Origin of the sequence: Streptomyces sp. SID13031, from assembly GCF_010548305.1 — a bacterium.
GTDB lineage: Bacteria > Actinomycetota > Actinomycetes > Propionibacteriales > Kribbellaceae > Kribbella.
In genome coordinates, this window is record NZ_JAAGLV010000007.1 from 124,513 (window position 1) to 150,540 (window position 26,028).

Below are 26,028 nucleotides of genomic sequence, written 5' to 3' on the forward strand. Positions count from 1 at the left end.
GTTCGCCGGAGTTCTGGCAGTTCCCGCCACGGCTGCAGGCGCAGCACCTCAACCGCAGCCAGATCTTCAGCAAGCGGTGACCGCCAAAGTCAACGGCGCGAAGTCCGGTAAGGCCAAGACGGCCGGTATCCAGGTCAACGTGACCCGCGGCGCCGGTACCGGCTCGGTCTTCGGTACCACCGTCGCGCTCACCCCGACGGGTCAGGACACGCACCCCGAGGGCTGGCTGTTCGCGGCTCGGCTGGTCGACGGGAAGTGGCAGGTCGGGCTCGAGGGCGAGCGTGCCTTCAACGACCTGACCGCTGCCTCACCGGTGGTCTCGGCGAAGGAGAAGCAGCTCTTCGGGCAGTCGTTCGCTCCGCAGGCCGCCGGTGGCGACTTCCGGACCGGCATGCGGCTGCCGTTCGCGACCGGCGCCTCCTGGAGCATGCCGGGTGGCCCGCACGGCTGGGCCGGCACCGATACGCCGTACAGCTCAGTGGATCTGGCCGGCGGCAACGGTCAGGTGCTCGCGGCGCGCGGAGGTACGGCGTACACGATGTGCGGCAACGGACGGGGCTGGATCCGGGTCATCCACGACCGCGGTTACGCGACGGACTACTACCACCTGTTCAACAACATCGCGGCGAACGGACTGGCCGTCAGCGAGGGCACGTTCCTCGGCAACATCGGCACGGATGTGTCGTGCGGCGGGTCGGCCAGCGGCAACCACGTGCACTTCGCGCTGCGGCAGAACAGCGCGTACGTCGGGATCGCCGGGCACAACGCCGGCGGCTGGGTGTTCCAGAACGCGGCGTCGGCGTACAACGGCACCGCACTGCACGGGAGCACCCTGCGCAGCCCGGGTCAGCTGCTCTACAACTACGGAGCGCTGGGCTTCACGCAGGGGATCATCGACTCGTTCGGCGGTACTACCGTCAACAAGCGGACCGGGCCGGGCACCAACTACGCCCTGGCGGGCAGCGTCGCCGACGGCACGACGGTGAACGTCTCCTGCTCGAAGAACGGCACCTCGCACACGGGCCGCTGGGGAACCACCAGCCTGTGGAACCGGTTGAGCGACGGGACCTGGGTCACCGACGCGTTCATGTGGACCGGGCTGGCGACTCCGGTGAACGGCACCTGCCCGTAGTACCGGCTGAACAGACGAATGGCCCGGGGAGAGGAGTCTCTCCGGGCCATTGCTGTCTGCGCATCAGGCCGCGTGGCGGCCGTGGTGCGTGCTGTGTTCGTTCATGAAGGCCCGGGCGCGGCGGATGCTGACGACGCTGCCGGCGTTGGCGATCGGTTTGTGGGAGAACGGCTCTGCCGCGCCACCGAGGGCGAGCAGGTCGAGCTTGGACCTGGCGAGATCGCGGTCGTCGGCAACCCAGCTACCTGCGGGCCCGTGTCCGAGCCCGGTGGCGTTCCGCCTGTTGCTGCCTTCGAGAGCCGCGATGACTACCAGCGCGAGTACTGCGAGGACGATGATTCCGGTCATGGCAGTAATCATGCTACCAACTAGATCCAGCCACAATTGGCACTATTGACAGTCCTGCACAAATTTCTGCCATACTGGCTCGCATGCTGCGGAAGATCGCTGTTGTCCTGATGGAGGACGTCGCTCTGTTCGAGTTCGGCGTGCTGTCGGAGGTGTTCGGGATCGACCGGACCGACGACGGCGTACCGGCGTTCGACTTCAAGGTGTGCTCGACCACCCCGGGCGTGCCGATGTGTACGAGCAGTCACTCGGCCGTGATCGCGCCGTACGGGCTGGAGGAGCTGGAGGACGCCGACCTGGTCGCGCTGCCGGCGACCACCTGGCGCGGTGAGTACGACGAACGCATCCTGGACGCGCTGCGCAAGGCACATGAGCGCGGCGCGATCCTGCTGACGGTCTGCTCGGGCGCCTTCGTGCTCGGGATGGCCGGGCTGCTCGATGGACGCTGCTGCGCGACGCACTGGCGCTATGCGGACAAGTTCCGCGAGCAGTTCCCCCTGGCCAAGCTCGACGCTGACGTGCTCTTCGTCGACGACGGCGACATCATCACCAGCGCCGGTACGGCCGCCGGCATCGACGCCTGCCTGCACCTCGTCCGCCGCGAGCTCGGCAGCGCGGTGGCGACCCGCATCGCCCGCCGCATGGTCGTCCCGCCGCAGCGAGACGGCGGCCAGCGCCAGTACGTCGAAGTACCGGTGCCTGAATCGTCCGGGGAGAGCCTGCAGCCGGTGCTCGACTGGATGGTCGACAACCTGATGATCGAGCACACCGTGCCCGAGCTCGCCCGGCGCGCGCAGATGTCCGACCGCACCTTCGCCCGCCGCTTCGTCGCCGAAACCGGCACAACCCCACTCAAATGGGTCACGACGCAACGCGTCCTCCACGCCAGAACCCTGCTGGAGCAGACAAAACTAGGCATCGAACAGATCGCCTCAGAAGCCGGCTTCGGCACAGCAGCCCTACTACGCCACCACTTCCGCCGCGTAGTAGGCGTCCCACCCCAGGACTACCGCCGAACCTTCCAAACCGCCAGCTGATCTCCTCGGCGTCTCACGCGTGGCGGAGGGCGCGAAAGCGGTCCGGCCGGGGTCGGCTGGCGGGTTGTTGTACCGCTGGCGTGAAGTAGCGCGCCAGCGGTACTGAGACCTGCTAGCGGCCGGCGCCCGAGCCCGAAAAGGGGGAGTCGCTTAACCGGTTTGGGGAGGATTGTGTCCGCAGGTGGGGGTGGGTTGCCCTTCGGGCCTGCCGGAGGGCACAGCTTCGACCGTCTTCTTCAGACCGAGCGCTGGTACGTGCGGAAGGCTCGGGTGGAGAGGTAGCCGACCAGGAGGGTGAAGGCTAGGAGGTAGAGGCCGTGGCGGGTGGCTGAGTTCCAGTCGGGGTTGGCTGAGAGGGCTTGGCGGGCGGTGATGGCGGCCCAGTCGACGGGGTTGAAGCGGGCCGCGACGCCAACCCAGTGGGGGGCGAGTTTCGGGTCGAGCATGATCGAGGACATGAAGGTCAGCGGCAGCGAGATGAACTGGGAGATGCCGATCAGCGCGTCCTGCTGACGGGTGAGCAGCGCGACCGCGTTCGAGAGCGAGCCGAACGCGGTGCCGACGAGCATCGACACGACGATCGTGACGACGTAGCCGAGCACGCCGCCGTCGTACCGGGCGCCGGCCGCGAACCCGATCGCGAACACCAGGATGGTCTGGATCACCGTGGTGGTGCCGTTGCTGATCAGTTGGCCGGCCATCAGCGCGCCCCGGCGGACCGGCGAGGTCAGCATCCGGTCCATCACGCCGCGCTCCATGTCGGCGATGAAGGTGGTGCCGTTCCAGCCGCTCGTCATCAGCGCGGTCATCATCACGATGCCCGGGGTCAGGAACGCGATGTACGACGAATCACTGAAGCCCGGCAGCGCGACGACCCCCTTGAACAGCTGCCCGAACAACAGCAACCAGATCGCGGGCTGCACGAGCGTGAAGGCGATCAGAGCAGGAGACCGGTACTGCGCCCGCAGCCACCGGCCGGTGATGAACCCGGTATGACCGAGGAAGCTACCCCGGCGGACCGACCCGTTGGTGGTGACTCGTTCTACCGTCAGCGCGCTCATGCCGCCCTCTCCTCATCCTTCTCGGCCGACTTGAACGAGCGGCCCGTGTACTGCAGGTAGACGTCATCCAGCGACGGCCGCGAAACCGTCACCGCGGTGACCGGAATCGCCTTCTCCTCAAGGGCTCCCAGCACCGCCGGCACCGCGGTCGCACCGCGATCGACCCGCGCTCTGAGAGTGTTGCCATCGACAACGATCTCGCCGATGCCGGGGAGCGCGGTGAGCAGCCGGCGGACAGAGCCGTCGGTGTCAGCATCGACCAGCTCGACCTGCACCGAGTCGCCGCGGAGCTCGGCTTTCAGCGCCTCGGGGGTGCCTTCGGCAACGATCTTGCCGTGGTCGACGATCGCGAGCTGGCCGGCCAGGCGGTCGGCTTCCTCCAGGTAGTGCGTGGTCAGCAGGACGGTCAGGCCTTCCGCGCCGGACAGCCGCTCGACCTCGTTCCACAGGTCCGCGCGGGCTTCCGGGTCGAGGCCGGTGGTCGGCTCGTCGAGGAAGAGCACTCGCGGGCGATGGACCAGCCCGAGCGCGACATCCAGCTTGCGCTGCATGCCACCGGAGTACGTCCGGACCTGGCGGGTTCCGGCGTCCTGCAGGTCGAAGCGCTCCAGGAGTTCGGCGGCCCGGCGTACCGACTCCTGCCTGGACAGGCCGTAGATGCGGCCGCTCAGGACGAGATTCTCGACGCCCGTCGCCATCGGGTCGGAGCTGGACTTCTGCGGCACATAGCCGATCGCGTGACGGACCTCCTCCTGCTGCTTCACGACGTCGAAGCCGGCTACCCGCGCAGTACCGGAGTCGGCGCGGGACAGCGTGGTGAGGATCTTCACGGTGGTGGACTTGCCGGCGCCGTTCGGGCCGAGCAACCCCAGTACCACGCCCTCCGGGACGGTGAAGCTCAACCCGTCGAGCGCCCGCAGCGGCGGCTTCTTGCGGCCGGCGGGATAGGTCTTGACCAGTTCTGCTGCCTCGAGGGCAGGGGGTGATGCCATGGTGATACGACTCCTCAGGATGAGTGATGAGGAGTCGATCCGGCTATCCTGACGGTGCGCCTTGGGTGTCAGGTCTCGCTTGCGGGATCGACTCGAGGAACTGCGGCCCTTGACCCTGGCGTTGCCGCGCCTTGGTCGGGGGCCGTGCTAATTAGTGCCTGCTACTGGGCCTCCGGTGAGATCAGGTGTTGCCAGGGGAACTCCTCTCCGAAGTACTTGACCGGATCCTTGAACAGCTCGCCCGGCTGGATGCCGAGCTGCTCGACGATCTCGAAACCCTTGCGCCAGAAGGCCGATCCCTCCAGGTCGTCCGTGCGGATCGCCTCGACGAGTCCCCGGACATAGGTGATCTCCGCCTGGACGAGGGCGAGCCGGAACTCCGACTCGACCCAGAAGATCCGGGGGAGCTTCATCGTCTCTATCGAGGCGTGCGCGGTCTCGAGCTGCTCGACCTCGGCGAGCAGGCTCTGTACCCGCTGGTCGAGCAGCTCGACCACGCGATCCGGCGAGATCGCCGGCAGGTAGGCCAACCCCGCCTCCAGCTGGCTGAACTCGCGCTCCGGGCTGCCGAGCAGCTCAGCCAGCCAGTCCTGGAACTCAGCCCGCCCGGCCTCGGTGATCGCGTAGACGGTCTTCTCCGGGCGATTGCCGAGGCGCACGGTCTCGACCGCCTCGATGTAGCCGTTCTTCTCGAGCGCGGCCACGACCGAGTAGAGCGACCCGTAGTTGAGCTTGATGCTCAGGTCCTTACCGCGGGTCTTGAGCGTCGTGGAGATCTCGTACGGATGCATCGGCCGCTCGGCGAGGCTGCCGAGCACAGCGAACGCCAACGGATTGGCCACCTTGCGCTTGACCACGCCACCACCTCCTCGATCTCAAGTACTCTAAATCGAGTATTAGGTCGCGGGTACTCGATGTCAAGTAATCAGAGCGGTCGCTCGAAGAGGAGTTCCAGGCCGTCTTCCTCGTCCCATTGCTCGCCGGCCTCGAGGAAGCCGAAGCCGGCGATGGTGGCGAGGGAGGCGGCGTTCGTCGGACTGATCGAGGCGCGGACGATCCGTACGCCGGGCTCGGCGGCGGCTCGCTCGATGAGCGCGGTGAGGATCGCTTTCGCGTAGCCCTGGCGGCGGTACGGCTCGTCGACGGTGTAGCCGACCTCGACCATGCCGTTCTCGTCGGGTGGGCCGTGGAAGCCGCCGTGGCCGATCACTATGCCCTCCGGTTCCGAGACGGCCGCCCGCACGATCCAGCGGGCGGCTTCGGGCTCGTCCTCGAGTTGGGCGATCCGGTAGTTCCACAACCACTTCGACTCGACGTTGGTGAACAAGTCGGTCAGCTCGACGCCGGCCTCCCGGCTGGCCAGTGGGAGGTCGTCGGCGAGCAACGCGGCCATCGTCGTACCGGACAACTCCACGAATCTGATCTGCTTCGGCGTCATGGCGCTGATGCTGCTGCTCGTGGCGGCCCGGCGTCTATTTGTTTAGGCCGCTATTCGTTCAGACCGCCATCTTTCAGGGCCTCGGCGTACCAGGGCTTGATGGTGCCGTCGATGATCGCCAGCCGCTCGTCGAAGGGGATGAAGGCGGACTTCATCGCGTTGATCGCGAACCAGCGGAAGTCGGACAGCCCGTAGTCGAACGCGTCGGCCAGCAGGGCGAGCTCGCGGCTCATCGACGTACCGCTCATCAGCCGGTTGTCGGTGTTGACCGTGACGCGGAACTTCAGCTTCGCGAGCAGCCCGATCGGGTGCTGCGCGATCGAGTCGGCCGCACCGGTCTGCAGGTTGGAGCTCGGGCACATCTCCAGCGGGATGCGCCGATCGCGCACGTACGCCGCCAGCCGGCCGAGCTCGACCTTGCCGTCGGGGCCGGCGCTCTCGTCGTACGAGATGTCGTCGATGATCCGGACGCCGTGGCCGAGCCGGTCGGCGCCGCACCACTGGATCGCCTGCCAGATGGAGGGCAGGCCGAACGCCTCGCCGGCGTGGATGGTGAAGTGCGCGTTCTCGCGCTGCAGGTACTCGAAGGCGTCGAGGTGCCGGGTGGGCGGATAACCGGCCTCGGCCCCGGCGATGTCGAAGCCGACGACGCCACCGTCTCGATAGGCGATCGACAGCTCGGCGATCTCCATCGACCGCGCCTGGTGCCGCATCGCCGTCAGCAACTGCCGCGCCACGATCGGCCGCTCGGCCCTGGCCATCCCGTCCTCGAACCCCTCGCGGACGGCATCGACGACCTGCTCGAGGCTCAGCCCAGCGGTCAGGTGCTGCTCCGGCGCGTACCGGATCTCGGCATACACGACCCCGTCGGCCGCCAGATCCTGAACGCACTCACTGGCCACCCGCTTGATCGCCTCGGCATTCTGCATCACCGCGACGGTCTGGTCGAACGTCTCCAGGTACCGCTCCAGCGATCCGGAGTCGGCCGACTCGACGAACCACTGCCCGAGCTCGCCGGCATCGGTCCGCGGCAGCTTGTGCCCGACCTCCGCCGCCAGTTCCACCACCGTCTCCGGCCGCAGCCCACCGTCCAGGTGGTCGTGCAACAAAACCTTCGGCGCGGCCTTCAACTCCTCCTGCGTAATCATGCCCGCCATCTTGCCCCAAACCTGCCCCACAAAGGCCTTCGTGTCGCGCCGCCCACTCAGCAGATCCTGGTCGGCATGTCCAACGATTCCGTTCCCCGCTTCCCCACCACCCCTGCCCGCTCAACCCTCCCCGACTGGTATCCAGACCTTCTGGACCGCATCTCCAGTCACGTCGCCACCGGCCACCGCCGTGTTGTCTCCGCCGCGAATACCGAGGTCCTGAGAAGCTACTGGGCCATCGGCCGGGAGATCCTGAACCGCCAGGACTCTGAAGGTTGGGGCTCAAAGGTCATCGATCGCCTGTCCACCGACCTGAAGTCACGGTTCCCCGCCGCGAAGGGCTACTCGCCTCGAAACCTGAAATACATGCGCGCTTTCGCCGCCGCCTGGCCCGACCAGTCAATTGTGCAAGAGCCGCTTGCACAATTGCCCTGGTACCACCAGTTGGCGCTACTGCAGAAGTTGGACGACGACTCTCTTCGCCTCTGGTACGCCGCTGCGGCGGTCGAACACGGGTGGAGCCGAGACGTGCTCGCCCTCCAGATCGAGAGCGGATTCCACCAGCGATCAGGCAAGGCGGTGACCAACTTCGCCACCGCAATCGAGGACGAGCGGTCCGACCTCGCCCAGCAGGCAACCCGCGATCCGTACCTCTTCGACTTCCTCGGCTCGACCGACGGCTGGCGGGAGCGTGAGCTGGAGGAGAAGCTCGTCGAGCACGTTGGCAAGTTTCTGCTGGAGCTAGGTCAGGGTTTCGCGTTCGTGGGGCAGCAGGTACGGCTGGAGCTGGCCGGCGAAGAGTTCTTCTGCGACCTGCTCTTCTACCACCTGCAGCTGCGCTGCTACGTGGTGGTCGAGCTCAAGGCAGTGCCGTTCAACGCGGCCTTCCTCGGGCAGCTTGGCCTCTATACGGCGGTTGTCGACGACATCCTCGCGAAGGAGGGCGACAAGCCGACGATCGGTCTGCTGTTGTGCAAGAACAAGAAGGAAGTCGTCGCGGAGTACGCGCTCCGAGGATTCAAAGCGCCGATCGGGGTGGCCGAGTGGACGAGCGCGATCAACAGCTCCCTGCCTGCCGAATTCGAGTCAGCGTTGCCGAGTGTCGAAGTACTGGAGGCTGAGCTGGCCGCCGGGGCGGACGAGTTGTGATCCGGTGCGGGGGCGTCGGGCTCAGGTGGCGTGGATCTTGAAGACCGGTACGCCGGGGGCCACCTGCAGCAGGGTTTCGACGGGGGAGTCGGCGCGGACGTCCTTGCCGAAGAAGGCGCCGACTTCCCAGGCCCACTTCTTCAGGTAGAGGCGGATGACGTCGGCCTTGTCCGCGTCGAGGACCTCCTCGGCGCGGAAGGACTCGATCCGGCGGCCGACGCGGAGGGTGCCGTTGCCGCTGACGCGAAGGTTGCGGACCCACTGGACATGGCCGCGCGGGGCGACCAGGTAGCGCTGGCCGTCGAGGACGAGCAGGTTGACCGGGTTGCTGCGCCATTCGCCCGACTTGCGGCCCTGCACCGACAGCACCCGGCTGCCCATCAGGCTGACGCCGAGGTTGGTCAGTCCGGCGACCATCTTGTTCATCACCAGCATCGAACGCCGGCCGCTGGTCACCACGCGCTTGTCGTTGTACTCCTGCATCAGGATCGCCTCCGTCATTTGCGAGAGCGGTGCTCTCTGTTGTGATCAGTGAACAGCAACTCGCGGCACGAGTCAAGAGCAGTGCTCTCGATTTAGTTCAGTGCTCGTGACAGACTGACCGGCATGAACGCCGGACGGACTGCCCGTGACCGCGCCCGGGCCGAGCTGACGCAGGAGATCAAGGACGTCGCCCGCCGCCAGCTTGCCACCGAAGGCGCCGAGCGGCTCTCGCTCCGCGCCGTCTCCCGCGAGCTCGGGATGGTCTCGTCAGCCCTCTACCGGTACTTCCCCAGCCGCGACGACCTGCTCACCGCGCTCATCATCGACGCCTACAACGCCGTGGGCGCCGAGGCCGAGGCGATCGCCAAGAAGGTCACCGAACCACGCGCCGCCTGGCTCGCCGTCTGCCAGACCGTCCGGGCCTGGGCGCGGAAGCATCCGCAGGAGTACGCGCTGATCTACGGCTCACCCGTCGTCGGCTACCAAGCGCCCCAGAGCACGATTCAGCCGGCGGGCCGGGTCGCCATCGTGTTGTTCGGCATCCTGGCCCGGGCGCACGCTTCCGGCGTACTGGTTCCGCCGAGCGACGCGCCAGAGCCCAATCCGCGATTGGCCGAGCAGCTGCAGACCCTTGCCGAGGTCGCCCCCGGAGTACCGCTGAAGGTCCTCGCCCGGACGACGATCGCGTGGACCCAGCTGTTCGGGATGATCAGCTTCGAGCTGTTCGGCCAACTGGTCGGCACGATGGATCCGGCCGACGAGTTCTTCGCCGACGCGACCGGCCAGCTGGCCGCCTTCCTCGGCCTCAACTAACCGCCTCGGCCTCAACCTCAACTGACGGCCTCGTCCTCGAGTGGGGGCCTCAGCTGAAGGCGTCGGGCAGCGGGTAGGCCAGCGCCCGCTCCAAGCGCTCGATGTAGTTCTCGCGTGGGATCGCGACAGCGCCAAGGGTCGCCAGATGGCTGGTCACCCATTGGATGTCGAGCACGCGATGGGCGGCGTACTTGTCGCTGAGCAGCTCGACCAGCCCGGCCACCGCCGCCTTCGACCCGTCCGTCTTGCGGTGGAACATCGACTCGCCCGCGAACAGCCCGCCGATCGCCACCCCGTACAGACCGCCGGCCAGCTCGTCGCCGTCCCAGGCCTCGACCGAGTGCACCCAGCCCAGCTGATGCAGCCGCGTGTACGACGCGATGATGTCCTCGTCGATCCACGAGCCCGGGCGACGCGGGTCGGCGCAGGCGCGCAGTACCTCGTCGAAGGCCGTGTTGACCCTGATCTCGAACCGCTGCCGCGCCCGCCGCAGCGACCGCGACGGCGTGAAGTCCTCGACGTCGATCACGCCGCGATCCACCGGCGACCACCAGAGCAACGGCCCATGGCTGTCCGGCATCGGGAACAGCCCCCGCCGGTACGCCGCCAGCACGGTGCCCGGCTCGAGATCCGCCCCGGCCGCGACGACGTCGCTGGGACCGGCGACCGCGACCGGCGGGAAGTCCCACACGGAGGCAGATGGTTCGACTGGCACGCCACCATCCTGACCTACCCCTCAACGGACGAAACGCTCGGCCACCACCGCAACATCTGTTGACAAGGCGTGGATGGCGCAACCTATGCTGCATGGCATGGAGATCGTCGAGGAGATCGAAGGTTCGGGCGGGCTCGGCGGAGTCGCGCGGATGACCGAGGTGATCGCCGCGCTGGAGACCCGGCGGACCGAGCTGATCGAGCAGTTGAGGTCCCAGCGGCTCGCGAGCTGGGAGGAGATCGGGCAGGCGTGCGGCATGACCCGGCAGGGCGCGAGCCGGCGATGGTCGCAGCAGGCGCAGGCGACTTCGTTCGGCGACGCGGCCGCGGCGTACCGGCGTGGGCGACCGCCGTATCCGTCCTCAGCTGTCGACTGGCTGGTCCCCAGTACTGCGAAGTCGGTACTAGACCTTGGCGCCGGGACCGGCAAGCTCACCCAATTGCTGGCTGCCCGGGAAGGCCTTGCGGTGACCGCGGTCGAACCGTTGCCGGCGATGCGCGAGGAGCTGGTCGCGACGGTCCCTTCGGCCGACGTACGGGATGGTTCTGCCGAGACGATTCCCCTTGGAAACAAGGCTGTTGACGCTGTCGTCGTGGCGCAGGCGTGGCACTGGTTCGACGCGGCGACGGCGTTGCCGGAGATCGCTCGGGTGCTGACTCCGGGTGGGACGTTGGGGTTGGTGTGGAACATCCGCGACCACCGCGTGCCGTGGGTGGCCGAGCTGGATCGCGTGCTGCATCGGCACACCCGCCAGGAGATCGACACGGCACCATCGATCGGTACGCCGTTCCACGAGGTCGAGCGACTCGACGTCCGTTGGGAGCACGCACTCACCCGGCCCGAACTGCTCGACCTGGTGGCGTCGCGCTCGTACGTCATCACGATGGCCGCCAAGGATCGCGACGAGCTGATGCACCAGGTCGGCGAACTGCTCGACTCACATCTCGACCTCCGCGGTCGCAAGAACCTCACCATGCCCTACATCACCCGCTGCACCCGCGCACGCCTGTCGTGATCCCGCTTCGGAGGCCGCCTGCAGTTGATTCGCTGGCTGTGGGTGATCAAGGGGTGAACCCGGGTTTCTCCCGAGTGGCGTGTGCTGGGGTGGCACGTAGAGTTGGCAGTGCTGCGCCCGCCCGCGGGACTCCGGGGGTGGGTGTCCGAGTTTTGAAGGAGTGCTGTGGCCGGAGTAGCCAGGTTCGTTGCCAGCAGTCTCGCGCCTGCCGCCCAGCGGTTCGCCCCGCAGGCCGCGGCCGGCGTACTCCGTCAGGTCATGGAGATCGCCATCGATGGGTACCAGCGTTTCCCCGGTGCCGAGAAGGTGGCCGAGCGGCACTTGGCCAAGCACGGCGGTGACGCGGAGCTTGCGGTCGACACCGTGATGGAGCAGCACATCAGGCTGGCCAGCGTGCAGGGATTCGTCACGAGCATCGGCGGCCTCGTCACGCTGCCGGTCGCGCTGCCCGCGAACCTGACCGGCCTCGCCGTCGTACAGGCCCGGATGGTCGCGTCGATCGCGCACCTGCGCGGGTACGACCTGGATGATCCTCGCGTCCGTACCGCCGTCATCACCTGCTTGCTCGGCGAGGACGGCGTGACGGATCGGCTGAAGAAGGCGAGCCTGCCGACGTCGCCGCTGGCGATCGCGACCGCGCCCGTCTTCGACCCGGAGCTGGACCGGCTGGTGGCCGGCGAGGTGGTGGGCGAGTTGATCGCGCGGATCGGCGGCAAGCGGATGGGGTTGATGGTGACCCGGCGCGTACCGCTGCTCGGTGGCGCCGTGGGTGCGGGGGTCGACGGCTGGTCGACGTACCGGATCGGCCAGTACGCCGACAAGAGCCTGGTCCGGCGGATCCGGCGCCCGATCGAGCCGTAGGTTCTGCCTCACCGGCTCTGCCACCGAGGCAGGGCCGCGGGAATTCCGGTGAAACTGTCGGTGCTGGGTGTCAGCATGGTCGGGTGAGCACTCGACGAGCTGAGCTCGGGGAATTCCTGAAGGCGCGCCGCGCCAAGGTCACGCCCGAAGCCGTCGGCCTGCCTCCGGGCGGACGCCGCCGTACTCCGGGCCTTCGGCGCGAAGAGCTAGCCCAGCTCGCGGGCGTCGGGGTCACTTGGTACACCTGGCTCGAGCAAGGCCGGCCGATCAACGTCAGCGGTCAGGTGCTCGACGCCGTCGCGACGACGCTCGGGCTCAACGATCTGGAGCGGGCCCATCTGTACTCGCTGGCCGAGGCGACAACGGTCCGGGCGAAGACCGGGGTCTGCGCGAACGAGGTGGTGCTGACCGAGATCATCGCGGCGCTCGATCCGTTGCCCGCACTGGTCACGAACAAGCGGTACGACATACTCCAGTCCAACCAGGCGTACGGGGATCTCTTCCACGACTGGCACACGCTGCCGTGCATCCACCGCAACCTGCTGTGGTGCATCGTGACCGAGCCGCTCGCGCGCGACCAGCTGCTGAACTACGACACCGAGGTGCCTTATCTGGTGGCGCGGATGCGCTCGGCGTACGTCGAACACATCGGCGACCCGGAGTGGGAGACCGACCTGGCCCGGCTGCGGAAGCTGAGCCCGGAGTTCGCGCAACTCTGGTCGAAGCACGAGGTCGCCGACGGTGAGCCACGGCTGCGGCGGGTCGTCCACCCGATCGCCGGGGAGCTGTCGTTCACCGTGACGGAGCTGGCCGTGCCGGCGCACCCGGACCTGATCATGTTCGTCGAGACCCCAGCCGACGCCCGCACCCGCGAACGCCTGCCCCTGACCCGCCGCGAACCGGCAGAGGTGTAGAGGCAGCGCCCGCTAGGCGAGACAGGGCCAGCGCCCACCGCCGAGGACGTCACGGCCGTGGTCAGGTCCGGCTGGGCGCAGGGCAGCTCGGGGCGGTTAGCCGGCGAGGGCCTGTACTACGCGGCTGGCTGAGGGTTTGCCGAGTTGCTTCGCCATCCAGGCGCTCGTGCTGACGAGGCTTTCGAGGTCTACGCCGGTCTCGATGCCGAGGCCGTCGAGTTGCCAGAGCAGGTCTTCGGTGGCGAGGTTGCCGGTCGCACTCTCGGCGTACGGGCAACCTCCAAGGCCGCCCGCGGAGCTGTCGACGGTTGTGACACCCTCGCGCAGCGCGGTGAGCGTATTGGCGAGCGCCTGCCCATACGTGTCGTGGAAGTGCACGGCCAACTTGTCGACGCCGACGCCGGCCTTCTCGAAGGCGTGGATCAGCGCGACGACCTGCCCCGGCGTCGCGACCCCGATCGTGTCGCCCAGCGAGAGCTCGTGGCAGCCGAGCTCGATCAACCGCGCACCGACCTTGACCACCTGGTCGATCGGTACGTCGCCCTCCCACGGATCGCCGTAACACATCGAGACGTACCCGCGGACGCTCAATCCCTCGTCGAGCGCGCGCCGCACGGTCGGCGCGAACATGGCGAACTGCTCGTCGACGGTCGAGTTCAGGTTCTTGGCGGCGAAGGTCTCGGTCGCGCTGGCGAAGATCGCGATCTCGCTGACGCCGGCCTCCAGCGCGCGGTCGAGTCCACGCTCGTTCGGCACCAGTACCGGAGTACGGAGGCCTTCCGGGAGGTCCAGCCGGGCGAGGAGTTCGGCCGCGTCCGCGAGCTGCGGCACCCACTTCGGGTGCACGAAACTGGTCGTCTCGATCGTGGTCAGCCCGGCCGCGGCGAGCCGCTGGATGAACTCGGCCTTCACCGCCACGTCGACGATCGCGTCCTCGTTCTGCAACCCGTCCCGCGGGCCGACCTCGTAGATCGTCACCCGCTCGGGCAGGCCCTCGGCCCCGACCAGCTCAGGCTTACGCACGTGTGCCTCCAATTCATGAGCCGGGCTCCCTTCCGAAAGGGGCCGGGAGGGGTCTCCTCCACAATGGCTCGTGATGACAACTCTGGCTGACATTCTGCGCGGGATCGAAGGCGGCGTCTTCCCCGCCCCGGACCTGAGCATCACCGTTGTACCGGCGCCGTCCGGGCGCGAGGCCTGCGTCGTGGCCCTGACAGCCCACATCGTGATCGCCGCGGACGTCTCCCCGACCTGGGTTGCGGAGCGGATCCCGGACGGCAACCTGTCCGCCCCGCTCAACCCGCCGTTCCTGTACGCCCTCGAGCAACTCACCGGCCGCCGGGTGAGCGCCATCGACCAAATGCTCCTGGCCCCCGCACTCACCGACCCGACCGAGCGCGCCGCCGCCGTCGAGGGCCTGGTCGAGCTGACCGACCGCGACCACCCCCGCATCGAGCGCGCCTGGCGCTACCGCGACGACGTACACGCCTACACCGCTCCGTACGGCGGCCTGGTCCTCACCGGCCGAGGCCTGGCCGGCCGTCTAGAGGTGGCCCTCGAAGTCCCCGATTCCGCCCGAGGCCGAGGCCACGGCCGCCAGTTGGCCCGCGCCGCCCGAGCCCTCATCCCACCCAGCACCCACATCTGGGCCCAGGTCTCCCCCGGCAACGCAGCCTCCACCCGAACCTTCCTCTCCGCCGGCTACCAGCCAGTCGGCTCCGAGGCGCTCCTCGTGAAGTAGCTGCCGCGAAACACCTTCGGGCTGACAACTGGCCACGGTGCCCCTAGGGTCGATGGCACAGAGCGCGGGGGATGCTTCGTAGTCCCGGGGGTCGGATGCTGGATGCGCATGTTCATCAGGGGAAATTCGGTGAGGACTATGTGCGGGTCCTGGCGTCCGCGGCGGGCCTGCTGATCTCTCAGGACGACGTCGACTACGACGGCGTCGACTTGACCATCAAGATGCACACCGCGACCGGCTGGTCACCGCGGATCGAGGTCCAGGTCAAGACCACCTCGCGGCCGAAACGCCGCGCCGCCGCGTTCGACTTCGACGGCTTGAACCAGTCCCAGTTCAACAAGCTCGCCGGGCCTGAGTTCCTCGTCCACCGGTACCTGTTCCTGGTGATCGTCCCGACGAAAACCGACGAGTACGCCGCCCTGAACACGACCGGCCTGCTGCTCAGAGACGTCGGGTACTACGTGTCGCTGCGGGACAGGACGCCCTTCGAGGAGCCGGACAAGAGCCGCCACGTCCGGGTGTCCGTGCCGACCGCGAACGTTCTCACGGTCACCACCCTGCGGCAGCTCATCGATGGCTGACCTCGGAGTCGGGGCGGTCAGCTCGTACCTGGCCGACGCCGGCTGGTCCCGCAGCGATCAGACCTGGAACGGCGCCGCGATCTGGTCGAACGGCCTGGAGGAGGTGCTGGTTCCGCCGCGCGACGGCTTGGGCGACAGCGCTGCCCGCCTGAAGGACCTGCTGCGAGCACTGGAGAGTTTCGAGAAGCGACCGGTCGGGGAGATCGCCCGAGACATCGCTTACCCGCTGCTGGACACCGCGTCGTACCGGGCGCCGACGGCCTCGCAACCAGCTGGCTTCGTCCCGCTCGAATCCGGGCTCGGGGCTCTGCAGGGCCTGCACGACCTCTTCCGGATGGCAGCCCAGACGGTCCTTCGATCCCCGTACTTCGGGAGCGGGACTCTCGTGTCCGAGCTGCTGAGCGGCGTCCACCTCGGTACGACGACCTCGCAGCAGTTCAGCGTCACGCTACTGGTTCCGCTGGGCGAGGAGACGATCCAGCCCCCACCCGGACGTCGGGTGCTCGTCGAGCTGTCCGAAGCCGCTCTCGCCGTACGCCGGGCCGTCGCTGACGGCGAAGCGCGGCCGACTGGCATCGATTCCCTACCGGAGTCGGTGTCGCCGGACTTCTGCACCGCCCTGACCGCACTGGGGGCCGGCGACGAGTCCTTCGAGCTGGGTTTCCGGTGGGCTCGGGGCATTCCTTCGCAGCTGCCCGATCGAGTGGTGGACTTTCCCACCGGCAGCGGCCGGCAGATCCGCGAGCTGTCCGACCGGCTGCGGAACGCCCAACGCGCCCGGTTCCCGGCCGCTTCCCGTGAACTGCCGGTCCGGTCCGGGCCGGTGACGATCACCGGCCAGGTCGAGGCCCTGCACGACAACGAGACCGGCTCCGATCGGTGGCGGGTGAAGATCCGCGGCGCCGTACTGGCCGAAGGCAGCGCCTCGATGCGGCGGGTGCTCTGGGTCCGGCTGCCAGGACAGGACGCGTACGACGTGGCGTTGTCCGCCCATCGCAACCACCAGCAGGTCCAGATCGCCGGTCTGTGGACCGAAACGGCACCGAACCGCGTGCGCATCATCGCCGGCCTGGACGGCCTGCGCGTCGTCGACAACCCCTGATCAAAGGATGGAATCCGTGCCTGCTCAACCGCTGAACCTGAAAGAGCGAGCCGTCCTGCTCGCGCTGCTGGCCGAGGCTCGCCCGCTGACCAATGCGGAGCTCCAGGAGTCGGCAGGCCTCCGGCTGGACGGGGCCAGCCGGCTCAAGCTGAACGACCTCAAACTCGTGACGAGCGTGAAAGAAGGCCGCTCCTTCGTCCACGAAATCACCGACGACGGCGCGGCCTGGTGTGCGGACGAACTGACGGCCGAACGGCCCGAGCGGTCGGGAGCCGGAGGCGGAGCGTTGTACGCGATCCTCGCGGGTCTGCAGCGCTACCTGCAGCGAACAGGTCAGGCACTGGCCGACCTCTTCCAGCCACCCGAGCCGGCCGGGGAGGTCGAGGAGGTCGTGCCGGTCGAAGACCTCGAAACGCGGATCCGCGCTGCCTACAAAGTTCTGAGTTCCAAGTCGGGGTCCACCTGGGTCGGTCTGGTGACGTTGCGACCGGCCTTGAGCGACGTTCCCCGGGACGACCTGGATGCGGCCCTTCAGCTGCTCTCGCGACAGCCAGGAGTGCATGTCCAAGCCGAGGCGAACCAGCAAGCGCTGACCGCGGCCGATCACGAGGCCGCGGTCAATTTCGGTGACAGCAGCCGTCACCTGCTGAAGATCGAAAATCCATGAGGGACGACGAGCGCGCCGCCCTGGCCGCGGTCCAGTTCAACTGGGCGGTCACGCCGGACGCCATCTGGAGTCCCGCCGAACACCACGTCGACGGCCTGCACGCCAACGTCGTCCAGACCGTGATGGCCTCGGTCGCCTTGGCGCGACGCAGTACCAGTGGAAGCCCGATTGGAATCGCGCTCGAGGGCGAGAAGGGCGTCGGCAAGACCCACCTCCTCGGTTGGGTCAGGCAACGCGTCCAGGACAGTGGCGGGTATTTCTTCTTGATCAAGCTCGTGAACGGTTCGTCCTTCTGGCCCAGCGCCGTTCGCGGAGTCATCGACGGCTTTCACGCCGGGCAGGGAGACCAGCTCACTCTGCTGCTCCATCGGCTCGGTGAGCAGGCCAGTCTTCCGGAAAGCCTGCAGAGCCGGCTACGGGGCGAGCAGCCGGCCACCCGCGCGGACCTCGATCAGTTCATTGCGGGGCTCAAGCAGATCGACTCGAAGGTCGGTACCGATTGCCAGAACACAGCCCGGGCGCTCGTCTTGTACCGCAGCCCGGACTCAGCAGCTCAGGAAGTCGGCTACAGCTACTTCGAGCTGGATGGCGATGTGCCGGACGCGGAGCGCGAGACCTGGGGCTTCCGGCGAGGGAGCCGATTGCCCCAGCAGATTCTGGGCGACCTGTCGCGACTGCTTGCCCTCACCGGACCCAGCGTCATCGCGGTCGACCAGATCGACAGTGTGATGGCACAGGTCTCTACGGGCCGCAGCGACACCGCGGACAGCCAGCAGGCCCGCGTGAGACTGGTGAACGAGCTCGCTGACGGGCTGATGGAGCTCCGCGAACAAACCCAGCGGACGCTGTCGGTGGTTGCGTGCATCCCGACGACGTGGCAATTGATCCAGGCTCTGGCAACCAGCCCGGCTGCCGATCGTTTCCGCACCGTGAGCATGCAGAGCCGACTGCCCGACCCGGGCATCGCCGTGGATCTGGTGGCTCGCCGGCTTGCGGGTCTGTATTCGGCCGCGGGCTACACACCGGCGTACCCGACCTGGCCCGTACTGCGTACCGCCTTTGACGACGAGGGCGCCAGAGACTTCACGCCACGTCGGCTGCTCCAGCGTGTCGACCGCCATATCCGCCGATGCCTCGAAACCGACCTGGTGGTGGAGCTCACCGACATCACCAAGGAGCCCGAGTTCGCCCGGCCAGGCAAGCACGCCGCACCCACCGGCCTCGGACGCCTGGACGCACGGTTCGCCGAGCTGCGTGAATTGGCTGACTTCAGCGCCGCACTAGATCCGAAGACCGAAGACCTCCAGATGCCCATCCTGCTGGCGGCTGGGCTCAGCTCCTACATCGCCGAACTCGGCGACGCCGGTCAGGAGTTCGAGTTGGATCCGCCGCCGGGGACGAAGCCGGCACTGCATGCGCGGTTGCGGCGGACTCTGGATGAGCAGACCGATGACGAGATGCATTGGGGGTTCCGGGCCATCGCGAGCGAGCACGGCCGGGCGGCGTTGACCCGGTTGCGGGCGGCGCGGACGGAGGCCGGACTCGAGGCGGGCGTGGCCAAGCGCAAGCTCGTCATCCTGCGCAATACCCGCTGGTCGGCCGGGCCGATGACGAACCGGGAGGTCGCGGAGTTCACCACTGCGGGTGGGCTGTCCTTGCCGATCACAGTCGAGGACCTGAAGACGTTCGCCGCCCTCGATGCGCTGCGCCGGCACCCCGACCCCGGTTTCCTCCAATGGCTCGAGGTCCGCCGCCCGGCCGCCAATTCAGAACTCTTCCGCCGAGTCTTCGACACCCCGAACCAGCCGACCGCACTTACAGCCGCACCGACCGCCGCCACCGGACACACCGCCACGCCACAACCGCTCACGCCGCCCGGTCCAGCTGAAGCGGCGCAACCGGCGGTTGAAGCGGCTCAGACGGATGTCGGGCCGGACGCGGAGCCGGTTGTTGCTGTCGGTACCGGGGTTTCGTCGGGGCGGGTTTTCGGGGTCCCGTTGGTGCAACTGCGCAAGCACACGGTGGCGTTTGCGGGGTCTGGGTCGGGAAAGACCGTATTGCTGCGACGGCTGCTCGAGGAGTGCGCGCTGCACGGGGTCTCCTCGATCGTGCTCGATCCCAACAACGATCTGGCCCGGCTGGGCGACGCCTGGCCGAGCCCGCCCGCGGGTTGGGTCGCGGGCGACGAGGCCAGAGCCGCCGCGTACTTGCGGAGTACCGAGGTCGTGGTCTGGACCCCGCGACGCGCGAAGGGCCGCCCGCTGGCCTTCCGCCCGTTGCCGGACTTCGCGGACATCCTCGACGACCCCGACGAGTTGAGCGACGCGCTCGAGGCGGCCGTCGCCGGCCTGCTGCCGCGGGCCCAGCTCACCGGGCGCAAGGTGAAGACCGGGCAGGCCGTACTCCGGGAGTCGCTGGAGTATTTCGCCCGGGACGGCGGTACCGAGCTGACCGCTTTCATCGATCTGCTGGCCGATCTCCCGCACGGGGTCAGCAAACTGCGCAGTGCTCACAAGGTCGCCGCCGAGGTCGCCGAATCCCTCAACGCCGAAACGGTGAACGACCCCTTGTTCGGCGGAAGCGGCGAGGCGCTGGATCCCGGCGTTCTGCTCACTCCGACACCGGGCTATCGAGCGCGGATCTCGGTGATCAGCTTCGTCGGGCTGCCGGCTGAGGAGCAGCGGCAGAGCTTCGTCAATCAGTTGCAGATGGCGCTGTTCGCGTGGATCAAGCGCAACCCCGCCGGAGACCGTCCACTCGGCGGGCTGCTGGTGATGGACGAGGCCCAGACCTATGCGCCATCCGGCGCGGCGACCGCTTGTACGGCGAGCACGCTGGTGCTGGCTGCGCAGGCACGGAAGTACGGGCTCGGTCTTGTCTTCGCGACCCAGGCGCCGAAGGGACTGCACAACCGGATCCCCGGCAACGCCACCACCCAGTTCTTCGGGCTGCTGAACGCCGGCGCCCAGATCAGTGCCGCCATCGAACTGGCCAAGGCGAAGGGTGGTCGCGTCGACGACATCGCGCGGCTCCGGTCCGGGGAGTTCTATGCCACGAGTGAGGGCTTGGGCTTCGAGAAGCTGCAGATCCCGATGTGCCTGAGCCACCATCCGCCCAGCGCACTCACCGCCGACGAGGTCGTCGCCCGAGCACAAGCGAGTCGGCAGCCGCGCGGATGACGCGACTCGGCTTACTGGGCGGGCTGGACGGTTGCGGGGGAACGGCGGTGGTAGGTCGGAGCCTCGTTGGCGTAGAGGTTGCCGCGGTAGAGGCCGTGGATGATTTCGGCTTCGTAGCCGTTCAGTTCGGGCATGCCTAGGGAGCGGGCGATTTCGAGTTCGGCGGGGGCGTCGTACGGGACCCGGACGAACTGGATCGAGAAGGGGGCGTCGTCGGGGGTGTCGGGGACGCCTTCGAGGATGACGTAGACCGGGGTGGGGTCGGACATGCTGTTGCCGACGCTGCCGGTGTTGAAGAGGGTTCGCCGGTCGAGGTCGACCTCGTAGAAGGCGTCGTGGGTGTCGGCGTACCCGACCACCGTCGGGATCGGGCCGTCGCCGGTGGCCGCGGTGTTCTGGAACATCCCGACGAACTCCGCCTCGTCGTGATCGAACCGGACACGTCGGTGCACGGTCTCCGCCGAGGCGTGGAAGAGGCGGATGTTGCGACCGCTGAGGACGAAGTCGTGACTGAAGGGGAGCGCGCGCAGCCAGGTCCACTGGTCCTCGCGGAGCTCGTTCTTCCACCAGCGCAGACCTTCGCTGTCCAGCTCCCGTTCGGGGTCCGGCAGGAAGTCGTCCCAGTTGCCGAGGATGTTGACCTCGCACCGCTCGCGGCACAGGTCGACCACCGCACTCCCGCGCGGTCCCTTGCCGACGTAGTCGCCGAGGTTGAAGATCCGCTCGATCCCGCGCTGGTCGATATCCGCCAGCACCGCCTCCAGCGCCGAGAGATTGCCATGGACATCGGAGATGAGCGCGATCCGTTGCATGAGGTCCATCCTCTCCGCTCAGGGGGTGAGGGCGGCCGGTCGGGGTTGGTCGCCACCGGTTGCCGGAGAAGTCGGCTGGTTTCCGCCGTACTGGAGGCGGCGGACGGGGCTGGAGGGGTGATGGCTACCAGTTGCCGGACGGGCCGCCTGGTTCTGAGGTGTTGGAGTTGGAGGACGAGGGTGGCGGGGGCGGGGGTTTGGCGCGGGGTGGGGTAGAGCTGCCTCGGGGGCTGGAGCTGCTGGAGCCACCCGAGCGGGAGCCTCCTGAGCGGGGGCTGCCTGAGCCGCTGGAGGAGGTGCCGCCCGAGGAGGTGCCGCCGGCGGGGTCACCGGCTGAGTGGGAGACGGCTCCGGAGACGGCGGCTGCTCCCTTCTTGGTGGCGGCGAGGGCTACACCGGCAGTACCTGCTGCGGCGCCGATCGCGCCTGATGCGCTGCCGCCGCCTCCACCACCGCCTGCACCGCCTCCACCGCCACCTCCACTGCCGCCCCCTCCGCCGGAGCGGGTCCTGGTTGAGCGGGCTACGTTGACGGCGCCGGAGGCCAGGCCGCCGGGGTCGGCTGCTGAGGCGCCGCCGCCGGAGCTGCCGCCGGCGGCTGCTGCGGTCAGCGGGACGATGAAGCGGAGGAGGGCGGGCAGCGCGACGATCGCGAGGCCCATCATCATCAGGCCGGTCAGCGTCTGTACCACCCCGTCACCGGACTGGTTGAACATGCCGTCGTCGCTCATCCGGATCCCGGCGGCATAGATCAACGCCGCGGCCGGCTTGTACGCGAGGAAGGCCAGCGCCCAGCCACAGAACTTCTTGAACCAGGCCTGGCCGATCTCGGTGTTCGTCGCGACCGCCGCCAGCGGGAACAACCCGGCGAGCAGCACGAGCATCGCCGAACGGATCAGCAGCAGCACGATCTGGATGAGAGACCCGAACAACACCGTCATGGCGCCGAGCAGGACCAGGAAGATCGGCAACTGTTGCCCTGCAGTGGTGTGGCCGCCCATCGTCACCGCCGTCATCGCCTGCTCGAAGGACTCCCGCTCCGGTAGCGCCATCTCGACAATGCTCACGGCAAACTCGTCCGACCAGGCAGCCAGCAAGTTCAGCGCCGCACTCCCCGCCGCCGAGACGAGCGCGAACGTCATCATTGCCTTGAGCAACTGTTTGAGCGGTTCGGCGCGTTGCTCCCAGGCCATCCGCATCCCGGCGATCATGATCGCCAAGCCGAAGATCACCCCGGAGACCCACAGCACCTGCCCCTGCAGGAAGGCGATCGGCCCGCTGTTCCCCTCGCCGGCGGACAGGTCCGGGCTGTCGATCCTGATCCAGAAGGTCGACGCCGAGTGCAGGGAGGCGAGCGAGGCCTCCGACAGTTGCCGGATCAGCGCCTCGAAGGCGTTGCCGACCGCCGCACCGAAACCATCGGCGATCTGGCAACCGACATCGAATTTCCCGCACATCAGACCCCACTCCAGGCCACGAAGTCGTTGAGGTTGCGGTGCCGGGCGTACGGCGCACCGACCGGGCCGGCGCCCTGCGGCGGGATCAGGCGCCAGTCGCCGTCGTACCAGGTCAGGGTCAGGGTGGCGCTCATGAACTCCGTTTGCACGGGCATCGCGAGCATGATCGTGACGCGCTCGCGGCCGGCGTCCAGCACCCGGTAGCCGGCGATCTGCGGCGGGTTCGACGACTCGCTCGGCGTCTCCTTGCGCGCTTCCCGGAGCAGGGCGTCGGTGTCGGGGCCGGGGAGTAGCAGCTTGGTCGCGGTGGGGACCGTCTTGGATTGGTCGGCCAGAGCGGCGAGCACGCTGTACGCCGCGTAGACCGCGCCGGTCGGCGAATGCGCGAAACACCGGCGGAAGCCGTCGGGGTCGGTCGTCCCCGGCCCGTACGCCGAGGAGCGGGGAACCACCACTCGACGGCTCACATCCCACCCGTCGGCGGCGGGCGCCTTGCTGGAGGGGATGCCCTGATCGCCCTCGGGCAACCCACACCCGTCCCCACGACCACCCACCGAACCGGGGCCAGCCGACCGACCTACGGCCTCGCCGGCGGGCGGTGCGGCGCCGGCATCCGCACCGGGCTGACCAGAGGTCGGCGTGGAAGCCATGCAGTCGCCAGCAGACGCCCCACCGCCGGAGCCATTACCCGGTTGGCCGTCGCGGGTGGTGCCGCCCCGCTCGTCGCTCGGCGGGGCGTCGGTGGAGGCGCCGCCCGGCTCGTCGCCTGGCGAGCCGCCGTTGGAGGTGCTGTTGGTTGGGTTGCAGGTGGAGGTTGGGTTGCAGGTGGAGGTTGGGTTGGGGTGGAGGTGGTTTGGGGGTTGGAGGTGAAGGCGGTGATGAGGAGGAGGGCGGCGCAGGCGAGGATTGCGGTGATGATGATGGAGGCTGCGACGAACCCCCGCCCGAAGGGCGACTGGGCTTCGTTCTCACTCATTGGGTTCCTGCTTTCCCCGGTGCCGGACTGACCAGGGAAAGCCTGACAAAAATCGGCCGGGCGCCGCGGAAGTTATCCACAGGTAGCCCCCGGACAGGCTTAAGTCACGCTCAATCTGCCATCGATCGCGTCTCGACCTGTAGCCGATAGGTCACCCCGTGTAGCGAAGTGACCGGGTCAGCTAATAGAGTCCGCGCATGACCATCGCGCCTTCGCTTTGCTCGCCCCTAGCGCTCGCCGATGCAGAACCCACTCACGCCGCCGAACCTTGGGAAAGCGACGTGATCACCGCGTACGGCCTGTTGCGAGAAGCAGCAGCCGAACTCGATCACCTGATGCGCCATTCCCTCAAGCGCAGTGGTCTGCAAATGGCAATGTTCGAACTGTTGCTGCGGCTTGCCCGCAGTCACGGGGAGAAGCAGCGTCTCACCTCACTCGCCCGGGAGCTGACCGTCACCACTGGCGGCATCACCCGGCTGGTCGACCGCGCCGAGAACCTCGGCCTGGTGCGCCGGGAGCCCTGTCCCGATGACGCCCGCGGCTCGTATGCGGTCCTCACGGAGGAGGGAAAGCGGCGGCTGCGCGAAGCGCTGCCGGACCACCTCCTGGAGATCGACAGCCTGTGGATGTCCCAGCTGGCGGATGAGCGTGAGCTCGTCCTCGGCAAGCTCCGTCGCGTTCGCGACAATGCCCGTCGCTGGCCCAACGGCCGGCCCAACCTCGGTTCGCTGTCCGCGGCCGACCGGATCTGAACCACTCCATCGCATTACCCGCTACTAACGGATGCGGCGTCTGGCTGGTGTCGGACGCCGCTCCGAGCGATCGTTGAGATGTGAACCATCCACTGGTCCGATCTCCCCATGAGTTGAGCGACCCAGGAAGCGGCGTTCCGGCGCGCTCTGGCCGGAGCGGACTCTTCCTCAGGTCAGCCATCGGCGGTGTGCTCGCCGCCCTCGCAGGCCTGGCCACTGGCTCAGTCGCGGCCGCGCTCCTCGGGACTCGCCAGACCCCCGTCGTGGCCATCGGTTCGGCGTTCATCGACCGGGTCCCGCCGTGGCTGAAGGACCTGGCGATCTCCCTCTTCGGGACGCACGACAAGACCGCGCTCAAGGCCGGCATCCTGATCGTCCTGCTCGCCCTCTCCGCCGTTGGCGGGATTCTGGCAGTACTCCGGTACTGGGCGGGCGCAGCCGTCGTCATCGTGCTCGCGGGTGTCGCCGTGCTCGCAGCGGCGACGCGGCCCGACACCGGACAGACCGGGTTCGCGCCGTCCTTCGTCGCCGGCGTCACCGCGTTGATCATCCTCAGGCTCTTCGCCACCAGGCTGTCCGGCCTCGCTCGCTTTCCAGAGGACGGCGTCAGCCGCCGCGGCTTCCTCCAGCTCACGGCGGGAGTGACGCTCGGCACGGTCGCGGTCGGCGCGCTGGGCCGGGTCGTCGGTGGACGACGGACGGCCGTCAGCGACGCCCGCGATGCGCTCCGGTTGCCCTTGCCGCCGACCCTCGACCCGCCGGCCGGAGTACAGGCTGTCGGTGCTGGTCCGTGGGCGACGCCGAACGAGGACTTCTATCGGATCGACACGGCGTTGTCCGTGCCGCTGATCATGCCGGCCGACTGGAAGCTGCGACTTCACGGCATGGTCGACCGCGAGATCGAGCTCGACTTCGCCGCTCTGCTGAAGCGCAAGGTCGTGCACAAGTGGGTCACGCTGGCCTGTGTGAGCAACGAGGTCGGTGGCGACCTGATCGGCAACGCGCTCTGGTCCGGTGTCCTGTTGAAGGACCTGCTGGCCGAGGCCGGCGTGTCAGCCAATGCCGATGCGATCAAGTCGACGTCGAAGGACGGCTTCACCGCCGGTACGCCGCTGGGCGCGCTCACCGACGATCGGGAGGCGATGCTCGCGTTCGCGATGAACGGGCAGCCGCTGCCGGTGGAACACGGGTTCCCGGTGCGCATCGTCGTACCGGGTCTGTACGGGTACGTGTCGGCGACGAAGTGGCTGGCCGAGATCGAGGTGACCCGGTTCGACCAGTTCGAGGCGTACTGGACTCCGCGCGGCTGGTCGGCGCTCGGGCCGATCAAGCTGTCGTCGCGGATCGACGTACCGCGGTCGAAGGCGTCGAGTGGTCAGGTGACGGTGGCCGGCGTCGCGTGGGACCAGCATGTGGGCGTCTCGAAGGTCGAGGTACGGGTCGATGGTGGCGCCTGGCAACAGGCCGAGCTGGCGACCGACGCGTCGATCGACACCTGGCGGCAGTGGCACTGGAGCTGGGATGCGCCGCGCGGTAACCACGTCCTACAGGTCCGCGCGTTCGATGCCAAGGGCAACCCCCAGGTCGAGTCGCAGGCCCCGCCCGCACCGGACGGCTCGACCGGGCTGCACAGCGTCGACGTCAAGGTCGGCTAGT

Annotated in this window: 27 protein-coding genes; 15 read left to right on the forward strand and 12 right to left on the reverse strand. The window is 68.1% G+C overall.

Annotation, left to right across the window (positions count from 1 at the left end; genetic code table 11):
* Positions 1 to 76 precede the first annotated feature (76 nt).
* Complete coding sequence (locus G3I17_RS16075) at positions 77 to 1,132, forward strand: peptidoglycan DD-metalloendopeptidase family protein (protein WP_203590283.1); 1,056 nt, start codon at positions 77 to 79, stop codon at positions 1,130 to 1,132.
* Positions 1,133 to 1,195: 63 nt separating this feature from the next.
* Here the strand turns inward: G3I17_RS16075 and G3I17_RS16080 are convergent, their stop codons facing one another.
* Positions 1,196 to 1,480, reverse strand: a complete 285-nt coding sequence (locus G3I17_RS16080; protein WP_164596890.1) for a hypothetical protein — start codon at positions 1,478 to 1,480, stop codon at positions 1,196 to 1,198.
* Between the two features lie 83 nt (positions 1,481 to 1,563).
* Between G3I17_RS16080 and G3I17_RS16085 the strand changes: the two genes are divergently transcribed.
* Positions 1,564 to 2,517, forward strand: a complete 954-nt coding sequence (locus G3I17_RS16085) for a helix-turn-helix domain-containing protein (protein ID WP_164596892.1) — start codon at positions 1,564 to 1,566, stop codon at positions 2,515 to 2,517.
* Positions 2,518 to 2,753: 236 nt separating this feature from the next.
* Here the strand turns inward: G3I17_RS16085 and G3I17_RS16090 are convergent, their stop codons facing one another.
* The 5 genes from G3I17_RS16090 to G3I17_RS16110 all read right to left on the reverse strand — a co-directional run bounded on the left by G3I17_RS16090 (position 2,754) and on the right by G3I17_RS16110 (position 7,156).
* The gene (locus tag G3I17_RS16090) at positions 2,754 to 3,578 is read right to left on the reverse strand and encodes an ABC transporter permease (protein ID WP_164596894.1); all 825 of its coding nucleotides are present in this window, start codon (positions 3,576 to 3,578) and stop codon (positions 2,754 to 2,756) included.
* Positions 3,575 to 4,570, reverse strand: a complete 996-nt coding sequence (locus tag G3I17_RS16095; RefSeq protein ID WP_164596896.1) for an ATP-binding cassette domain-containing protein — start codon at positions 4,568 to 4,570, stop codon at positions 3,575 to 3,577. Before G3I17_RS16095 ends, G3I17_RS16090 begins: the two co-directional genes overlap by 4 nt.
* Positions 4,571 to 4,731: 161 nt before the next feature.
* A complete protein-coding gene (locus G3I17_RS16100) occupies positions 4,732 to 5,427 on the reverse strand; it encodes a helix-turn-helix transcriptional regulator (RefSeq protein WP_164596898.1) in 696 nt (231 codons plus the stop codon).
* Positions 5,428 to 5,495: 68 nt separating this feature from the next.
* On the reverse strand, positions 5,496 to 6,008 hold the full coding sequence (locus G3I17_RS16105) for a GNAT family N-acetyltransferase (protein WP_164596900.1): 513 nt from the start codon (positions 6,006 to 6,008) through the stop codon (positions 5,496 to 5,498).
* 50 nt (positions 6,009 to 6,058) lie between these two features.
* Positions 6,059 to 7,156: an adenosine deaminase gene (locus G3I17_RS16110; RefSeq protein ID WP_164596902.1), complete on the reverse strand. Its 1,098-nt coding sequence runs from the start codon at positions 7,154 to 7,156 to the stop codon at positions 6,059 to 6,061.
* Positions 7,157 to 7,231: 75 nt separating this feature from the next.
* Between G3I17_RS16110 and G3I17_RS16115 the strand changes: the two genes are divergently transcribed.
* Positions 7,232 to 8,305, forward strand: coding sequence for a PDDEXK nuclease domain-containing protein (locus tag G3I17_RS16115; protein ID WP_164596904.1), 1,074 nt, complete (start codon positions 7,232 to 7,234; stop codon positions 8,303 to 8,305).
* A gap of 21 nt (positions 8,306 to 8,326) precedes the next feature.
* On the opposite strand, the gene G3I17_RS16120 is transcribed toward G3I17_RS16115, so the two are convergent.
* A complete protein-coding gene (locus G3I17_RS16120; RefSeq protein WP_343238326.1) occupies positions 8,327 to 8,806 on the reverse strand; it encodes a nitroreductase/quinone reductase family protein in 480 nt (159 codons plus the stop codon).
* A gap of 105 nt (positions 8,807 to 8,911) precedes the next feature.
* Here G3I17_RS16120 and G3I17_RS16125 point away from each other — a divergent pair, with 105 nt between their 5' ends.
* On the forward strand, positions 8,912 to 9,601 hold the full coding sequence (locus G3I17_RS16125) for a TetR/AcrR family transcriptional regulator (protein ID WP_164596906.1): 690 nt from the start codon (positions 8,912 to 8,914) through the stop codon (positions 9,599 to 9,601).
* A gap of 49 nt (positions 9,602 to 9,650) precedes the next feature.
* Here G3I17_RS16125 and aat read toward each other — a convergent pair whose 3' ends face one another.
* Positions 9,651 to 10,316 (reverse strand): leucyl/phenylalanyl-tRNA--protein transferase, encoded by a 666-nt coding sequence (gene aat, locus G3I17_RS16130; RefSeq protein ID WP_203590285.1) that lies wholly within the window; start codon positions 10,314 to 10,316, stop codon positions 9,651 to 9,653.
* Between the two features lie 97 nt (positions 10,317 to 10,413).
* Here aat and G3I17_RS16135 point away from each other — a divergent pair, with 97 nt between their 5' ends.
* From G3I17_RS16135 to G3I17_RS16145, 3 genes are all read left to right on the forward strand, one after another.
* On the forward strand, positions 10,414 to 11,331 hold the full coding sequence (locus G3I17_RS16135; RefSeq protein ID WP_239062586.1) for a class I SAM-dependent methyltransferase: 918 nt from the start codon (positions 10,414 to 10,416) through the stop codon (positions 11,329 to 11,331).
* Between the two features lie 165 nt (positions 11,332 to 11,496).
* Entirely contained in the window at positions 11,497 to 12,192 is a 696-nt protein-coding gene (locus G3I17_RS16140; protein ID WP_164596910.1) for an EcsC family protein, read from the forward strand.
* 83 nt (positions 12,193 to 12,275) lie between these two features.
* A complete protein-coding gene (locus tag G3I17_RS16145) occupies positions 12,276 to 13,106 on the forward strand; it encodes a helix-turn-helix transcriptional regulator (protein ID WP_203590286.1) in 831 nt (276 codons plus the stop codon).
* Between the two features lie 96 nt (positions 13,107 to 13,202).
* Here G3I17_RS16145 and G3I17_RS16150 read toward each other — a convergent pair whose 3' ends face one another.
* Positions 13,203 to 14,129: a hydroxymethylglutaryl-CoA lyase gene (locus G3I17_RS16150; protein WP_343238327.1), complete on the reverse strand. Its 927-nt coding sequence runs from the start codon at positions 14,127 to 14,129 to the stop codon at positions 13,203 to 13,205.
* A 73-nt stretch (positions 14,130 to 14,202) separates the two neighbouring features.
* Between G3I17_RS16150 and G3I17_RS16155 the strand changes: the two genes are divergently transcribed.
* The 5 genes from G3I17_RS16155 (at position 14,203) to G3I17_RS16175 (ending at position 20,376) form a co-directional block, all read left to right on the forward strand.
* Positions 14,203 to 14,847, forward strand: coding sequence for a GNAT family N-acetyltransferase (locus tag G3I17_RS16155; protein WP_164596914.1), 645 nt, complete (start codon positions 14,203 to 14,205; stop codon positions 14,845 to 14,847).
* Between the two features lie 95 nt (positions 14,848 to 14,942).
* A complete protein-coding gene (locus tag G3I17_RS16160; protein WP_164596916.1) occupies positions 14,943 to 15,428 on the forward strand; it encodes a DUF4365 domain-containing protein in 486 nt (161 codons plus the stop codon).
* Positions 15,421 to 16,530, forward strand: coding sequence for a hypothetical protein (locus G3I17_RS16165; protein ID WP_164596918.1), 1,110 nt, complete (start codon positions 15,421 to 15,423; stop codon positions 16,528 to 16,530). Before G3I17_RS16160 ends, G3I17_RS16165 begins: the two co-directional genes overlap by 8 nt.
* A 16-nt stretch (positions 16,531 to 16,546) precedes the next feature.
* Positions 16,547 to 17,197, forward strand: coding sequence for a hypothetical protein (locus G3I17_RS16170; RefSeq protein ID WP_203590288.1), 651 nt, complete (start codon positions 16,547 to 16,549; stop codon positions 17,195 to 17,197).
* Positions 17,194 to 20,376, forward strand: a complete 3,183-nt coding sequence (locus tag G3I17_RS16175; protein WP_164596922.1) for a DUF87 domain-containing protein — start codon at positions 17,194 to 17,196, stop codon at positions 20,374 to 20,376. Before G3I17_RS16170 ends, G3I17_RS16175 begins: the two co-directional genes overlap by 4 nt.
* Positions 20,377 to 20,387: 11 nt before the next feature.
* Here the strand turns inward: G3I17_RS16175 and G3I17_RS16180 are convergent, their stop codons facing one another.
* The 3 genes from G3I17_RS16180 to G3I17_RS16190 all read right to left on the reverse strand — a co-directional run bounded on the left by G3I17_RS16180 (position 20,388) and on the right by G3I17_RS16190 (position 23,294).
* The gene (locus tag G3I17_RS16180) at positions 20,388 to 21,188 is read right to left on the reverse strand and encodes a metallophosphoesterase family protein (protein WP_203590289.1); all 801 of its coding nucleotides are present in this window, start codon (positions 21,186 to 21,188) and stop codon (positions 20,388 to 20,390) included.
* Between the two features lie 124 nt (positions 21,189 to 21,312).
* Positions 21,313 to 22,644: a hypothetical protein gene (locus G3I17_RS16185; protein ID WP_164596926.1), complete on the reverse strand. Its 1,332-nt coding sequence runs from the start codon at positions 22,642 to 22,644 to the stop codon at positions 21,313 to 21,315.
* Entirely contained in the window at positions 22,644 to 23,294 is a 651-nt protein-coding gene (locus G3I17_RS16190) for a hypothetical protein (protein ID WP_164596928.1), read from the reverse strand. Before G3I17_RS16190 ends, G3I17_RS16185 begins: the two co-directional genes overlap by 1 nt.
* A gap of 192 nt (positions 23,295 to 23,486) precedes the next feature.
* Here G3I17_RS16190 and G3I17_RS16195 point away from each other — a divergent pair, with 192 nt between their 5' ends.
* The 3 genes from G3I17_RS16195 to G3I17_RS16205 all read left to right on the forward strand — a co-directional run bounded on the left by G3I17_RS16195 (position 23,487) and on the right by G3I17_RS16205 (position 26,027).
* On the forward strand, positions 23,487 to 23,651 hold the full coding sequence (locus G3I17_RS16195; RefSeq protein ID WP_164596930.1) for a hypothetical protein: 165 nt from the start codon (positions 23,487 to 23,489) through the stop codon (positions 23,649 to 23,651).
* Between the two features lie 166 nt (positions 23,652 to 23,817).
* Positions 23,818 to 24,372 (forward strand): MarR family transcriptional regulator, encoded by a 555-nt coding sequence (locus tag G3I17_RS16200; RefSeq protein ID WP_203590290.1) that lies wholly within the window; start codon positions 23,818 to 23,820, stop codon positions 24,370 to 24,372.
* A gap of 113 nt (positions 24,373 to 24,485) precedes the next feature.
* On the forward strand, positions 24,486 to 26,027 hold the full coding sequence (locus G3I17_RS16205; RefSeq protein ID WP_203590291.1) for a molybdopterin-dependent oxidoreductase: 1,542 nt from the start codon (positions 24,486 to 24,488) through the stop codon (positions 26,025 to 26,027).
* Position 26,028 lies beyond the last annotated feature (1 nt).

Coding starts and splice junctions, on each gene's coding strand:
- G3I17_RS16080 (WP_164596890.1), bottom strand. CDS start 1,480: ATGACCGGAATCATCGTCCTCGCAGTACTCGCGCTGGTAGTCATCGCG.
- G3I17_RS16085 (WP_164596892.1), top strand. CDS start 1,564: ATGCTGCGGAAGATCGCTGTTGTCCTGATGGAGGACGTCGCTCTGTTC.
- G3I17_RS16090 (WP_164596894.1), bottom strand. CDS start 3,578: ATGAGCGCGCTGACGGTAGAACGAGTCACCACCAACGGGTCGGTCCGC.
- G3I17_RS16095 (WP_164596896.1), bottom strand. CDS start 4,570: ATGGCATCACCCCCTGCCCTCGAGGCAGCAGAACTGGTCAAGACCTAT.
- G3I17_RS16105 (WP_164596900.1), bottom strand. CDS start 6,008: ATGACGCCGAAGCAGATCAGATTCGTGGAGTTGTCCGGTACGACGATG.
- G3I17_RS16110 (WP_164596902.1), bottom strand. CDS start 7,156: ATGATTACGCAGGAGGAGTTGAAGGCCGCGCCGAAGGTTTTGTTGCAC.
- G3I17_RS16115 (WP_164596904.1), top strand. CDS start 7,232: ATGTCCAACGATTCCGTTCCCCGCTTCCCCACCACCCCTGCCCGCTCA.
- G3I17_RS16120 (WP_343238326.1), bottom strand. CDS start 8,806: ATGACGGAGGCGATCCTGATGCAGGAGTACAACGACAAGCGCGTGGTG.
- G3I17_RS16125 (WP_164596906.1), top strand. CDS start 8,912: ATGAACGCCGGACGGACTGCCCGTGACCGCGCCCGGGCCGAGCTGACG.
- G3I17_RS16135 (WP_239062586.1), top strand. CDS start 10,414: ATGGAGATCGTCGAGGAGATCGAAGGTTCGGGCGGGCTCGGCGGAGTC.
- G3I17_RS16155 (WP_164596914.1), top strand. CDS start 14,203: ATGACAACTCTGGCTGACATTCTGCGCGGGATCGAAGGCGGCGTCTTC.
- G3I17_RS16160 (WP_164596916.1), top strand. CDS start 14,943: ATGCTGGATGCGCATGTTCATCAGGGGAAATTCGGTGAGGACTATGTG.
- G3I17_RS16165 (WP_164596918.1), top strand. CDS start 15,421: ATGGCTGACCTCGGAGTCGGGGCGGTCAGCTCGTACCTGGCCGACGCC.
- G3I17_RS16175 (WP_164596922.1), top strand. CDS start 17,194: ATGAGGGACGACGAGCGCGCCGCCCTGGCCGCGGTCCAGTTCAACTGG.
- G3I17_RS16180 (WP_203590289.1), bottom strand. CDS start 21,188: ATGCAACGGATCGCGCTCATCTCCGATGTCCATGGCAATCTCTCGGCG.
- G3I17_RS16185 (WP_164596926.1), bottom strand. CDS start 22,644: ATGTGCGGGAAATTCGATGTCGGTTGCCAGATCGCCGATGGTTTCGGT.
- G3I17_RS16190 (WP_164596928.1), bottom strand. CDS start 23,294: ATGGCTTCCACGCCGACCTCTGGTCAGCCCGGTGCGGATGCCGGCGCC.
- G3I17_RS16200 (WP_203590290.1), top strand. CDS start 23,818: ATGACCATCGCGCCTTCGCTTTGCTCGCCCCTAGCGCTCGCCGATGCA.